The organism is Acidovorax sp. Leaf78, assembly GCF_001422735.1.
Classification (GTDB): Bacteria; Pseudomonadota; Gammaproteobacteria; order Burkholderiales; family Burkholderiaceae_C; genus Acidovorax.
The window spans coordinates 374,686-388,030 of the sequence record NZ_LMLZ01000001.1 but is presented as its reverse complement, the minus strand read 5'-3'; the positions used below and the strand labels follow the sequence as shown (position 1 = coordinate 388,030).

Genomic DNA, 13,345 nt, shown 5'->3' with positions numbered 1-13,345 from the left:
CCTAGGAGCGCGCTTCAGGCGATGCAGCGCTCCCATCCGCTGGGCCGGGCAACGCGCCCTGGCCTGGCACCGCAGGCGCATCGCCCGCCGCACTGCGCAGCAGCGCCTCCAGGTCCGCCACCGGGCCGGGCATACCCAGCAGGTAGCCCTGAAACAGCAGGCAACCGTAGTCGGCCAGCAAGGCTTTCTGCGCGGGTGTTTCCACCCCTTCGGCGATCACGTCCAGCTCCAGGTTGCGGGCCATGCCGATGATGGTCTGCACGATCACGTCGTCGGTGTGGCGCACGCCCAGGTTGTGCACGAACGACTGGTCGATCTTGAGCTGGTCGAGCGGCAGCCGCGTGAGGTAGGCCAGCGACGAGTAGCCGGTGCCGAAGTCGTCCACCGAAAAGCGCACGCCCTTGGTCTTGAGCAGGCCCATCTTTGCGACCGTGTCGTCCACGTTGTCGAGCACCAGCGACTCGGTCAGCTCGAGCTTGAGCAGGTGGGGCCGCGCGCCGGTCTCGCGCAGCACCTCGACCACGCGGGCCACGAAGTCGCGCTGGCGGAACTGCCGCGCACTCACGTTGACCGACAGCTGCACGTGCCGCAAGCGCGCATCGTTCTCCCACTGGGCAAGTTGCTCGCACGCGGTGCGCAGCACCCAGTGGCCCATGGGGACGATGAGCTCGCTCTCTTCAGCCACGCTGATGAAGGCGCCCGGCGCGATCAGGCCGCGCTCGGGGTGCTGCCAGCGGATCAGCGCTTCGGCACCCACGATGCGGCCGTCCATGTGGAACTGAGGCTGGTAATACAGCACGAACTGGCGCCCCGCCAGCGCCAGCTGTAGATCGCTTTCGAGCTGGGCCCGCACGCTGATGGCGATCTGCATCTGGGGGTCGAAAAAGCACAGTGCGTTGCGGCCTTGCGACTTGACCTGGTACATGGCGATGTCGGCCTGCTTGAGCAGGTCGACCGAGGGCTGCAGCGTGCCGCCCATCAAGGTGGCGCCGATGCTGGGCGTGCTGTGGTGCGTGTGCCCGTTGAGCGAATACGGCACGTTGAGCTTGCGCAGGATCTTCTGGCCCACGCGGCGCGCATAGGCCGCGGCCTCTTCGCTGTGCAGCGACAGCTCGTGCAGCATGACCACGAACTCGTCGCCGCCCAGCCGCGCCACGGTGTCCTCGCGCCGCACACAGGTCTTCAGGCGCTCGGCCACCTGGCGCAGCAGCACGTCGCCCACTTCGTGGCCCAGCGTGTCGTTCAGGGTCTTGAAGTGGTCCAGGTCCAGGAACAGCAGCGCACCGTACTGCCCGCTGCGCCCGCTGGCCGCGATGACCTGCTGCATGCGGTCCATGAGCAGGCGGCGGTTGGGCAGGTTGGTCAGCGGATCGTAGAAGGCCAGGCTCTCGATCTCGGCGCTGGCCCGGCGCAGCGCCGTGACATCGTGGTACGTGATCACGAGGCCGCCCTCGGGCGTGGGGCGCTCGGTGATCTGGATGGTGCGGCCATTGGGCAGCACCTGCTCGTGGGGCTCCAGGTGCTGGTTCTGCTTGAGCAGGCGCAGCTCCACCCAGCGCATGCGTTCATCGTCGCTGGCCCGTGGCATGTGGTGTTTGGAGGTTTCTTCCATCACGCGCCGAAACGGCACCGTGGGCGCCATGACGTTGCGCATCCACGGGAAGATCTCTTCGAAGCGGCTGTTCCACTGCACCACGCGGTGCTGTGCGTCCAGCAGCAAAAAGCCGCTGACCATGGACTCGAGCGCCTGGTCGAGCGTGGCCTTGGACTGCGCGATGGCAACGCGCGCCTGCGACAGGCGCTCCAGGTACCGCAGCGCCAGCCACCCGGCGGCCAGGATCATCGCGGCAAACAGCAGGCCCGTGAGGCCGATGGCATTGCGCTGCTGGCGCCAGCCCGCCAGCGCGTCGCTGCGCGGTACGCTCGCGGAAATGCGCAGGTCCTGGTACAGGATGGGGCGGTACACCACCAGCGCAGGCTCGCCGCTCAGGCGGGCCGGGGCGTTCCACGACGGGCCGTCGGCAGCCAGCTGCTGCAGCGGTGGGCTCAAGGTCGGCGTGAGGTTTTCTTCGCGGTACGGCACGCTCAGCAGCAGTTGGCCGGCCGCGCGCTCCAGCGTGACCTGCAGGCCGCTGATGTCCACGCCCTGCACCAGCACGGAGCTGAGCGCGCTGACCGGCAGTTCGGCAATTGCGATCACGCGGGCGCTGTCGGCCATGCGCAGATGGCGCGCAAAGTAGAGCACGCGCTCGGCAGTGGCAAAGCTCACCACGGGTGGGCTGATCAACAGGGTGGAGACCGGCTGCTGGAGCACCGATTCCAGGAACCCCACGGGCAGCTGCACCGCCAGCGCACTGCCCGCGGCGTCGGACGACGCGATGATCTTGCCCTGGGCATCCATCAGCGCCACGTAGCGCACCATCAGGTTCTGCCGAGCCGAACTGCGCAGCCGCTGGCTCGCGGCCTCGGGGTCGATCCAGTCACTCATGGCGGTCGACAGACCCAGCAGTTCATCCAGGCTGGCCAGCAGCACGTCGACGGAGAGCAGCGACCGGTTGAGTGCCGCCTCGGCCCCGGCGACGAAGCGGGTGGCCTGCCCTGCGTTGTCGTCCAACGCCACCTGGCGCGCATTCCACACCAGGGCGGCAGACACCAGCGCCACGGCCCCCATGAACACCGCCACTGCGGCCCATACGAAGGCCTTGATGCGAAGCGGGGTGGTGGACTCGCTCATTCAGTCCGTACGCCCACCCGGATGCAGGGCCGCACCCGTGGCAGGGGTGTCGGGACGGCAGCCGTGTTCTGGCGCAAGTCGGTCATGGTTTTGCGGGCGCTGCCGTCAGGCCCCGCACGGGGCCGATGGTCTGGTTCCACACCTGGGCGCACCGCGCGCCGCACCGCTGCACCCAGCGCGGCAGCACGGTGGACGCGAGGATCTCCTGGCGGCTGCGCTCGTCCTGCGGAGACACGGGCACCACCACCATGCTGCCCTTGCGGCCGCCCACGCAGGCCGGCGCGCCGCGGTTGCAGGCCATGCCGTTCAAGGTCTCGTGTTCGGACTCGTCCCAGATGGCGGCTTCAAGCCGCGGCAGCTCGCGCCGCAGCAGCGCGCGCAGATCGGGCGGCAGAGCCTCCCACGCGGCCTGATTGGCGCCGAAGATCGCCAGCCCCCAGGTCACGGGCAAGGCATGCACGTGCGACGTGACCGTGGGCAGGCCCAGCGTGTTGCCGGACATGGTGCCGGTGATTGCGCATTCGGTGTTGCCGGCGGTGAGGCTGGGCATGATCTGCGCAAAGCCGGTGAGCACCGGCACCCCGCCCAGGGCACCGACAAAATCGGCCTGGGTGGACGACGACACGCGGGTGCGGCGCCCGGCCAGGTCAGACAGGGTGCGCAGCGGCTTCTTGCAGAACACCACCTGCGCCGGGTAGACGTACACCGCCAGCGCCTCGACGCCGTGCTGGTCCCGCAGGGCCTTTTCAAGGTAAGGGCGAAACGCTGTGAGGGTGGACTTGAGCGTGGCAATGTCGGGGTTCAGCCCCGCCAGGTCTGGCGCGGTGTACTCGGGGTACTGGGCCGTGAAGGAGCTCATGAGCGTGGTGCCGAAGGGCACGACACCCAGCTGCAGCAGCCGCAGCATCTCGGCGCCCGGAACCCCTGCGCGGTCGAAGGGCACGATCTCGGCCTCGAAACGGCCGCCGCTCAGGCGCGACAGCTCTTTGCTCCAGAAGGGCTCTTCCTGCCGGGTGTACTGGTTGATGCCCGCCAGCCCCCCGACGATGCGCAGGCGGTAGGGCGCTGCAGTGCTGCCACCGGTGGCCGCAGCGCTTTGCGCGCCAGCCTGCGGCAGGCAGCACAGCGCTGCCAGTGCAAGACTGGAGAGCGCAGTGCGAAGGCGAGGACGATGGGTCAGGAAGGGCCTTGATTGCATGGCAAGTGATAGGCCGCCATTCTTCACCAAGTTTTTCCACCTGACGAAAAGGCTGTCGGCAAAAAGCCACGAAGACAACACGTGCCGCCCACGAACCCGCTGGGGCGGCTGCCACCCTGTTTATATCAATCCATGGCTGTACATGGACAGAGAGGAAGCCCCACTGCCAACAGAGGTGTCCTGCTGCAGTTCATCCCGACCCTGTGTAAAGTTTTTACTCAGAAGGTGCCGGGGTAGGCGCCACCGTCGGCCAGCACGTTCTGGCCGGTCATGTAGCCCGCCTGCTGGCTGCACAGGAAGGCGCAGATGGCGCCGAACTCCTGCGCCGTGCCGTAGCGCCCTGCCGGGATCTGCGCCTGCTGCGTGGTGCGCAATTCGTCCACGCTCTTGCCGGCCTTGGTCGCCGCGGCGTTCACCGTGGCGGCGAGCCGGTCGGTGTCGAACTTGCCGGGCAGCAGGTTGTTGATGGTCACGCCGCGCGCCGCGATCTTGCTGCGCGAGACACCCGCCACAAACCCCGTGAGCCCGCTGCGCGCGCCGTTGGACAGCCCGAGGATGTCGATGGGCGCCTTCACCGCGCTGGAGGTGATGTTGACGATGCGCCCGAAGCCGCGGGCCGCCATGCCATCCACCGTGGCCTGGATGAGCTCGATGGGTGTGAGCATGTTGGCGTCCACCGCCTTGATCCACGCGTCGCGGTTCCAGTCGCGGAAGTCGCCCGTGGGCGGGCCGCCGGCATTGGTCACCACGATGTCGAAGTCCCGGCCCGGCCCACCGGCCACCAAGAACACGGCCTCGCGGCCCTCCGGCGTGGTGATGTCCGCAGCCACGGCCAGCACCTGCGGGCTTTTCTGGCCGCCAGCGCTGGTTGCGCGTGCGCCTTCAGCTATCAATTGAGTAGCAGCCAGCGCCAGAGCCTCCGCGTTGCGCGCGTTAATGACCACGTTCACGCCTTCCTGCACCAACGCCAGCGCGCTGCCGTAGCCCAAACCCTTGCTGGCGCCGCACACCAGCGCCCATTTGCCTGCAATACCCAAATCCATAACAATCTCCCAGTTGCATACTGATACACATAACGCTTCGGCAAATCATAAATGGAAGGCACCACCATGAAATGGCTGTACCGCGGAGCCCTTGCCGTGTGGCTGGCATCGGCCGCATGGAGCTTGACAGGCGTTGCGCATGCGCAAGACACCGCCGTGGTCAAACGTGCCACCCAATTGCGCGATGCCCCAGCCGACACCGGTGCCAGCGTGGCGCCCCTGGAAGCCAACGCGGTGGTGACCCGCGGCAGCGAGCGCAAGGGCGCGTGGACCAAGGTCAGCACCCAGCAGGGCGCGACGGGCTGGGTGCACATGTTCGACCTGGGCCCCCAGTCCGGGTCTGCCACTGCCAGCAGCAACGCCGCCACCAGCGGCCTGCGCGGCGTGGGCAGTTTGTTCGGCGGCAACAGCGGCTCCAGCACTACCGCCACCTCCACCGTCGGCATCCGCGGCCTGGGTGCTGAAGACATCGCCAATGCCCAGCCCAACCCTGCAGCGGTAGGCCAGGCCGAGGCGCTGCGGGTGAACGCGGACCAGGCGCGGCAGTTCGCCACCGCGGCCTCGCTGCAGCCGCGCACGGTGCCGGCACTGGCGGCCCCTGCGCGCCCCACCTCGGGCACGGGAGCCACCGGCTCGTCGACCAACCCGTCCGATCCCAACTTCAGCCCCAACTGAGGAGCCTTGCCATGCCATCGAGCTCTCTCCTGAACCACCGGCGCCTGGCTGCGGCCTGCGCTGCGGTCGCCCTGGCTCTGCTGCCTGCGACCAGCCAGAGCCAGAACGTCATGAACATGCTGCTGGGCGCCGTGACCGGCGGCGGCAGTGCACCGCGCGGCGACGACCTCATCAGCTTGTTGTCCAGCTCGGTCGAGAGCATCGACGAGCCCCGCGAGATCGAGATCGGCCGGCAGCTGTCCGCCGTGCTGCTGGGCAGCAAGCCGCTGCACCCGGACATGGCACTGCAGCGCTACGTGAACCAGCTCGGCCGCTGGATCAGCCTGCAGTCCGAACGCCCCAACCTGCCCTGGACCTTCGTCGTGCTGGATGACCCGGGCTACAACGCGTTTGCAGCGCCGGGCGGATATGTCTTCGTCACCAAGGGCTTGATAGACCGCTGCGCCGACGAGGCAGAGCTGGCGGGCATCCTGGCGCACGAGATCACGCACGTCACCGCCAAGCACCACCTGCACGCCATGCGCAAGACCGCGCAGTCGGGTTTGTTCAAGCAGTTCTTGGCGTCTCAGATCAAGACCAGCGCGGTGGGCAATCTGGTGGCCTCGCAGTTGCTGGAACTGGGGCGCAACCTGTACTCGCGCGGCCTCGACCAGACCGACGAATACGATGCGGACCGCACCGGCGTGGCGCTGGCCACACGGGCGGGCTTCGACCCCTACGGCCTGGTGGCCGTGCTGCAGCAACTGCGCACCGCCAAGCCCGACAACCCCATGTTCACCCTGGCCCTGGCCACCCACCCGCCCGCACAGGCGCGCCTGGAACAACTGGAGCTGGCCATGGGCAAGAACCTGGACAGCTTCGCCGGCGGCGCACCCATGACGGTAGCCCAGCGCGTGAAGCCCAAGGCCGCTGCGGCAGCGACACCGAGCGCAGCACCCGCAGCAGCGCCAGCCCGCAAACCTGCGCCCCCACCCAAGAAAAAGGTCTCGTGATCGACCCAGTGGATGTGGATAAGCGGATGAGTGGATAGGTTGACGAGTCGATGAGTTGTCGGGCAGCGACGTACCGAGGTAGCGAGGCTGTGGGACCGACATATGGCTGGCAACACCCACCCAAAGGGCGCGGGCGGCCCCTTTCTGCGTAGCTGTGGGGGGGGGTGCCTTGCCCGCTCTCAGGCGTCTGCCGCAGGCCGCCGCGCTGCGCGGCCAAAAATGAAAATGCCCGTGACCACCAGCACCGTGCCCGCGGCGATCCACACCGTGAACGGCTCTCCCAGCAACCAGATGCCCATGAAGATGGTGGACAGCGGCCCGATCAAGCCTACCTGCGCCGCACTACCGGCGCCGATGCGCTCGATGGCCATCATCACCATCAGCACGGGCGCGGCCGTGCACAGCGTGGCGTTGAGCACCGACAGCCAGATCACATCGGGCGCCACCAGGGCCGCGCTCAGCGGCCGCAGCGCGGCGAACTGCACCAGGCACAGCAGGCACGCCACGGTGGTGGCCAGGCCCACCAGGCGCAGCGAGCCCAGGCGCTGCACCATCTCGCCGCTGTAGACCAGGTAGATGGCGTAGCTTGCAGCGCTCAGGAACACCAACAGCGCGCCCCAGGCCGCGTTGGTGCCCTGCAGATTGGCTTCGAACCCGAACACCAGCATCACCCCGCAGTAACTGATGAGCATGGCCAGCGCCTGCGACCAGCGGATGCTGCGCCCGTACAGCGCCCAGCCCAGCATCATCACGAGCGTGGGGTTGAGGTACAGGATCAGCCGCTCCAGGCTCGCGCTGATGTACGCCAGACCGGCAAAATCCAGAAAGCTTGCCAGGTAGTAGCCGGTGAAACCCAGGCCCAGCACGCCCAGCCAGTCCTTGCGCGTCAGCGGCGGCTTGCCGCGGCTGGCCCACCACGCCATCACGGCGAAGATGGGCAGCGCGAACAGCATGCGGTACATGATGAGCGTCACCGCATCGACACCATGGCGGTACGCCAGCTTGACGATGATGGCCTTGCCGCTGAACGCGATGGAGCCCAGAAGCGCGAGAATGAAGCCGGCTGCTACACTTTTTGTAGCTGCTTGCGCTTGTGCAGATTGCGGTAGAGCCACTTTTTTTCAATATTCACTTGTTCGTTGCGCAGCGCGGCAGCACAGCCCAAGCACTGGCGCGATCTGAGGCGAGGAGGCCGCAGAACTGGCTGCGCCAGGCCGCGGGCCGCGTCCCCTTCCCATGGCGCGCAGTGTGTGACGCAGCCTGGCGGAGCGTGACAGAAAGGGAGAGAGCACGAAGGCGCCCAAGGCGGCCCAGGGGTGATTCATCAGTAGCCAGCCGCCTGCCCATCGCGCCGCGGGTCGCTGGCCGCCACATAGCCGTGCACCTTCGGGTCGCCCATGCGCCAGATGAACTGGCCGGCGCCGAAGTCCTGGTACGACCCCTGCATCGCCTCCAGGCGGTGCCCCAGGCCTTTGAGCCCCTGTACTGTGGCGGCGGGCATGTCCGGCTCCACATTGATGCCCAGGCCCGCATTGAAGCGCCAACGCGGCGCATCGCACGCGGCTTGGGGGTTCTGGCCGTAGTCGAGCATGCGCACCAGCGTCTGCAGATGGCCCTGAGGCTGCATGTTGGCGCCCATCACGCCGTAGCTCATCACCGGCTGGCCGTCTTTGGTCAGAAAGGCCGGGATGATGGTGTGAAACGGCCGCTTGCCCGGCGCCACCACGTTTGCCGAGTTGGCGGCGGTGCGGTCGGTGCTGAAGGCCTGGCCGCGGTTTTGCAGGCTGACGCCGAACGTGGGTTCGACGCAGCCCGACCCGAACCCCATGTAGTTGCTCTGGATGAAGCTGACCATCATGCCGTTCTCGTCCGCTGCCGTGAGGTAGATCGTGCCGCCCTTGAACGGGTTACCCGCACCGAAGTCCTGCGCCCTGTTCATGTCGATCAGTCTGGCACGGGACGCGAGGTAAGCGTCATCGAGCATCTGCGCGGGCGTCACCTCCATCGACGATGGCTCGGCCACGTAGCGGTAGACGTCGGCAAACGCCAGCTTCATCGCCTCGATCTGCAGGTGCTGGGATGCGGCGCTGTCCACCGGCAGGCTGGCCACATCGAACTGGTCGAGGATGCCCAGCGCGATCAGCGCGGCGATGCCCTGCCCGTTGGGCGGAATCTCGTGCAGCGTGTGGCCTCGGTAGTTGCGTGCGATGGGCGTGACCCACTCCGGCTGGTGCGCGGCGAAGTCTGCCAGCGTGTGGCTGCCGCCGTGGGCCTGCGAGAAAGCCACCAGGGCCTGCGCAATCTCACCCGTGTAGAACGCCTGGCCGCGCGTCGCGCCGATGGCACGCAGCGCACGGGCCGCGGCCTGGAACTGGAACAGCTCCCCCACCTGCGGCGCGCGGCCCCAGGGCATGAAGCTCTGGGCAAAACCCGGCTGGGACTGCAGTTCGCCCACTGCCGCCGCCCACTTGTGCTGCACGACCACCGGCACCAGATAGCCGCGCTCGGCGATCTCGGCGGCCGGCTCCATCAGGTCGGCAAAAGGCAGCTTGCCAAAACGCGCGGACAAGGCCGCCCAGGCACTGACCGCACCGGGCACGGTGACGGTGTCCATGCCGCGTGTGGGTGGCGTTGCCTGGCCCTGACCGTAGCGCTGGTGAAAGTACTCCGGCGTCCACGCCGCCGGCGCACGCCCCGACGCGTTGAGCCCGTGCAAGGCCTGGCCGTCCCACAGGATGCAGAACGCATCGCTGCCGAGCCCATTGCTCACCGGCTCGCAAATGGTCATGGCCGCTGCGGCCGCCACAGCCGCATCGACCGCGTTGCCCCCCTGCTGCAGTATCCGCAGCCCCGCCTGCGCTGCCAGCGGGTGCGAGGTGGAAACGACATTGCGCGCAAACACCGGCAAGCGGGTGCTGGCATAGGAGGGGGTGTAGCTGAAGGGCATCGGAACATTATGGGCCGATGGGGCCGAACGGCGCCTGCCATGGCACGCGCGCAGCGCACAGACACGAAGCCTCCTTTCACATCGTTATCACCGTTCTGGCTGAGCTCGTGGAAGCCTGCATCCGCGTGTCGACAAGCCAGCCTGAACGGTGGCGAATGCATGAACCATTGTGGAAAGCGTGACCGCCTTGGAACGCACCATCCACGGCTGCGGGCTGAACGCACCCGTTCACCAGCGAGCCATCAAGCCCCCGACTCCCCGTGCTTCTTGAAGATCCGATGGTGCAGCCTGCGCAGCGACCACCACACTGCCAGCGCCACCAGCGGTATCGCAATGGCCGCGGTGGTCTCCGCAGACAAGGGCCATCCCAGCTTCTGCGCGCCCTTGGCCAGGTAGCTCACCAGCCCGACGATGTAGTACGTGATGGCAGCCACCGAGAGGCCTTCGACCGTGGACTGCATCTTGAGCTGCAAGTCTTGGCGGTGGTTCATGGTGGTCAGCAGCGCCTGGCTGCTTTGCTGCTGCTCGATCTCCACGCGGGTGCGCAGCAGGTTGCTCATGCGCGAGACGCGTTGCGACAGCGCGTCCTGCCGGCGGGCCGCCCATTCGCAGGTGCTGCGTGCGGGCGTGAGGCGCCGGTCCATGAATTCGCGGATGGTCTGCATGCCTGCCAGGCGGGACTCGGCGATGTCCTGGATGCGGCGGTCCAGCAGCTCGAAGTACGCGCTGCTGGCCGAAAACCGCGAATGCGTGGCGGCGTATTGGCTTTCTACCTGGCCGGCCAGCCGCGTCAGGCGGTCCAGCAGCACGGGCTCTGCGTCGCGGTTGGCCGTGCGGATGGCGTTGGCCAGTTCGGCCAGCTCGCTCTCGGCAAAGGCCAGCACGTTGGCTGCCTCGCGGGCAGCAGGCAGGCCCAGCAGCGCGGCCATGCGGTAGGTCTCGATCTCCAGCAGGCGCTGCACCAGGCGCCCCAGGCGGCGGGGGGTCATGCCGCCCGCCAGCAGCACCATGCGCGAGAAGCCGTCGGCATGGATGGCAAAGTCGGTGTACACCTCGCCATGGCCGTCCGCCACGGTCGACGCCACCAAAGTGTCTTCGTGCAGCACGTGCTTGACGAGCGAGCCCGAGCCGAAGGCATGCGTGGGCAGCACCCACAGGTTCAGGCTGCACAGGCATTGCCCGGGCAGCGCCGCCAGCCAGTCCTGCGGCACGGCATCGGCGGCGCTGGCGGGCTCCCGCTCGCCAAAGGCGTCGATGGCCGTGGGCACCGTGAAGGTCCAGGAGACGAACTCGGTGTGCATCTCCCACCGCAGGCGGTAGGCCCCCAGGTCGATCCGCAGGTGGGTGGTGTGCTCGCCGGGGGGTGCCAGGTGGTGGTCGCGCAGCAGGGCTGCCACATGGGCACGGCTGGCCTCGCGGCCGACGGCATCGGCCAGCATCACGATGTGCGCAATGGCCAGCGGAGCCGTCATGGACTCGGGCGGGCGGGCGTGAATCTCGTTGTGCAGCAACGCCCGGTGGGGGTGCTGTGTGACGTGCAGTGGTGTGGGCATGCGTGCGGACCTCTGCCCCGATTGTGCTGGTCCGCAGCGCCAGCCCCGGTGACGGCTCGCCAAAAAACAACGGCACCCGAAGGTGCCGTCGTCATGGAGTCGATGAGAAGAGGACGGTGGTCAGTCTTCCACGAACGCTTCTTCGCGCTTGTTCTTCACGGCGGGCAGCAGCACGATGATGAGCAGCAGGGCCGCGGCAGCCAGCAGGCCGGCCGACAGCGGACGCGTGACGAACACGCTCCAGTCGCCACGCGACAGCAGCAGCGCACGGCGAAGGTTTTCTTCCATCATCGGGCCCAGGATGAATCCCAGCAGCAAAGGCGCAGGTTCCGTGCCCAGCTTGTGGAAGATGTAGCCCACCAGACCGAAGATACCCACCATCCAGATGTCGAAGGTGTTGTTGTTGGTCGAGTACACACCCACCGCGCAGAACAGCACGATGGAGGGGTACAGCCAGCGGTAAGGCACCGTAAGCAGCTTGATCCAGATGCCGATCAGCGGCAGGTTCAGGATCACGAGCATGGCGTTGCCGATCCACATCGAAGCGATCAGGCCCCAGAAGAGTTCCGGGTTGCTGGTCATCACCTGGGGACCAGGCTGGATGTTGTGGATCGTCATCGCACCCACCATCAGCGCCATCACGGCGTTGGGTGGAATGCCCAGCGTCAGCAGCGGGATGAACGAGGTTTGCGAACCTGCGTTGTTGGCCGACTCTGGAGCCGCCACGCCGCGGATGTTGCCTTGGCCGAACGGCACTTCGCCGGGCTTGAGCTTGGTCTTCTTCTCGACCGTGTAGGCAGCGAACGCAGCCAGCAGTGCACCACCGCCGGGCAAGATACCCAGGGCAGCGCCCAAGGCCGTACCACGCAGCACCGCGGGCACCATGCGCTTGAAGTCTTCCTTCGTCGGGAACAGGCCATGCACCTTGGCCGTGAACACTTCGCGGTCGTCGTCGGGACGGGCCAGGTTGGCGATGATTTCCCCGTAGCCGAACACGCCCATGGCGATGGTCACGAAGCCGATGCCGTCGGTCAGCTCAGGGATGTCGAAGCTGAAACGGGCCACGCCCGAGTTCACGTCGGTACCCACCAGGCCCATCAGCAGGCCCAGCACGATCATGGCCACCGCCTTGAGCAGCGAGCCCGAGGCCAGCACCACGGCGCCGATCAGGCCCAGCACCATCAGCGAGAAGTATTCGGCAGGGCCGAACTTGAAGGCCACTTCGGTCAGCGGAGGCGCAAAGGCCGCCAGGATCAGCGTGCCCACGCAACCGGCGAAGAACGAGCCGAGGCCCGCCGCCGCCAGCGCCGGCCCCGCTCGGCCTTTTCGGGCCATCTGGTAGCCGTCGATCACGGTCACCACCGAGGACGATTCACCTGGCAGGTTGACCAGAATGGCGGTGGTGGAGCCACCGTATTGCGCGCCGTAATAGATACCGGCCAGCATGATCAGCGCGGCCACGGGGGGCAGTGCGTAGGTGGCAGGCAGCAGCATGGCAATGGTGGCCACGGGGCCGATGCCAGGCAGAACGCCGATCAGCGTGCCCAGCAGGCAGCCGACAAAGCAGTAGATGAGGTTCTGGAACGTGAAAGCCACGCCAAAACCCAGCGAGAGGTTGTTGATCAAATCCATGGTCGGTGCTCCTGCTCAACCCGTGATGAAACTCGGCCACACAGGGAACTGCAGCTTGAGCGCCCAGACGAATGCCACGTAGCTGCCGACGGCAAGCACGGTGGCCAGCACGAACACAGCCTTGGCGTTGAACTCATTGCCAGCCAGGCTGGAGATGAAGGTCAGCGCATAGATGCCCACGATGAGGCCCATCGCCGGGATGCCCAGGCTGGGCAGGCCGCCGAGCAGGATGCCGAAGGCGAAGTTGGCAGCGAGGATGAAGAACAGCGGCTTCCAGGCCCACTTGCCGATCTTGTCGCCGTCCTGCGTTTCCACCGTGGTGGCTTTGAAGGTGATGGCAGACCCGATGAGGGCCAGCAAAATCCCCAGCAGCAGCGGGAAGTAGCCCGGGCCCATGCGTGCGCCGTTGCCGACGTTGTACGTGGTGGCTCCCCACGCAAACGCCACGCCGATCCCCATGAACATGAGGCCGGCAAAGAAGTCTTTTTGACTCTTGATTTTCACATTTGTCTCCTAGGCGGAAATCTTGACTGCGCGATTGTCAGTCCAAGAGCGCCCCGTGCGGATGTGG

The 13,345-nt window shown here is 67.0% G+C and carries 10 protein-coding genes; 2 read left to right on the top strand and 8 right to left on the bottom strand.

Annotated elements, in window-relative coordinates:
- Position 1 precedes the first annotated feature (1 nt).
- The 3 genes from ASF16_RS01735 to ASF16_RS01725 all read right to left on the bottom strand — a co-directional run bounded on the left by ASF16_RS01735 (position 2) and on the right by ASF16_RS01725 (position 4,975).
- Positions 2 to 2,734, bottom strand: a complete 2,733-nt coding sequence (locus tag ASF16_RS01735; protein ID WP_082516681.1) for an EAL domain-containing protein — start codon at positions 2,732 to 2,734, stop codon at positions 2 to 4.
- An 82-nt stretch (positions 2,735 to 2,816) separates the two neighbouring features.
- A complete protein-coding gene (locus tag ASF16_RS01730; RefSeq protein ID WP_235507221.1) occupies positions 2,817 to 3,932 on the bottom strand; it encodes a TRAP transporter substrate-binding protein in 1,116 nt (371 codons plus the stop codon).
- Positions 3,933 to 4,150: 218 nt separating this feature from the next.
- Positions 4,151 to 4,975, bottom strand: coding sequence for an SDR family oxidoreductase (locus ASF16_RS01725; RefSeq protein WP_056161803.1), 825 nt, complete (start codon positions 4,973 to 4,975; stop codon positions 4,151 to 4,153).
- Positions 4,976 to 5,041: 66 nt separating this feature from the next.
- Here ASF16_RS01725 and ASF16_RS01720 point away from each other — a divergent pair, with 66 nt between their 5' ends.
- Positions 5,042 to 5,650: an SH3 domain-containing protein gene (locus ASF16_RS01720; RefSeq protein WP_056162563.1), complete on the top strand. Its 609-nt coding sequence runs from the start codon at positions 5,042 to 5,044 to the stop codon at positions 5,648 to 5,650.
- Between the two features lie 11 nt (positions 5,651 to 5,661).
- Positions 5,662 to 6,642, top strand: coding sequence for a M48 family metalloprotease (locus ASF16_RS01715; RefSeq protein ID WP_056161801.1), 981 nt, complete (start codon positions 5,662 to 5,664; stop codon positions 6,640 to 6,642).
- Positions 6,643 to 6,821: 179 nt separating this feature from the next.
- Here ASF16_RS01715 and ASF16_RS01710 read toward each other — a convergent pair whose 3' ends face one another.
- The 5 genes from ASF16_RS01710 to ASF16_RS01690 form a co-directional block, all read right to left on the bottom strand.
- Complete coding sequence (locus ASF16_RS01710; RefSeq protein ID WP_056161799.1) at positions 6,822 to 7,757, bottom strand: DMT family transporter; 936 nt, start codon at positions 7,755 to 7,757, stop codon at positions 6,822 to 6,824.
- A 209-nt stretch (positions 7,758 to 7,966) separates the two neighbouring features.
- Positions 7,967 to 9,589, bottom strand: a complete 1,623-nt coding sequence (locus tag ASF16_RS01705; RefSeq protein WP_056161797.1) for a gamma-glutamyltransferase family protein — start codon at positions 9,587 to 9,589, stop codon at positions 7,967 to 7,969.
- A gap of 242 nt (positions 9,590 to 9,831) precedes the next feature.
- A complete protein-coding gene (locus ASF16_RS01700; protein WP_056161795.1) occupies positions 9,832 to 11,142 on the bottom strand; it encodes a DUF3422 family protein in 1,311 nt (436 codons plus the stop codon).
- A gap of 120 nt (positions 11,143 to 11,262) precedes the next feature.
- Complete coding sequence (locus ASF16_RS01695) at positions 11,263 to 12,774, bottom strand: tripartite tricarboxylate transporter permease (protein ID WP_056161794.1); 1,512 nt, start codon at positions 12,772 to 12,774, stop codon at positions 11,263 to 11,265.
- A gap of 15 nt (positions 12,775 to 12,789) precedes the next feature.
- Entirely contained in the window at positions 12,790 to 13,278 is a 489-nt protein-coding gene (locus ASF16_RS01690; protein ID WP_056161792.1) for a tripartite tricarboxylate transporter TctB family protein, read from the bottom strand.
- Positions 13,279 to 13,345: the final 67 nt, after the last annotated feature.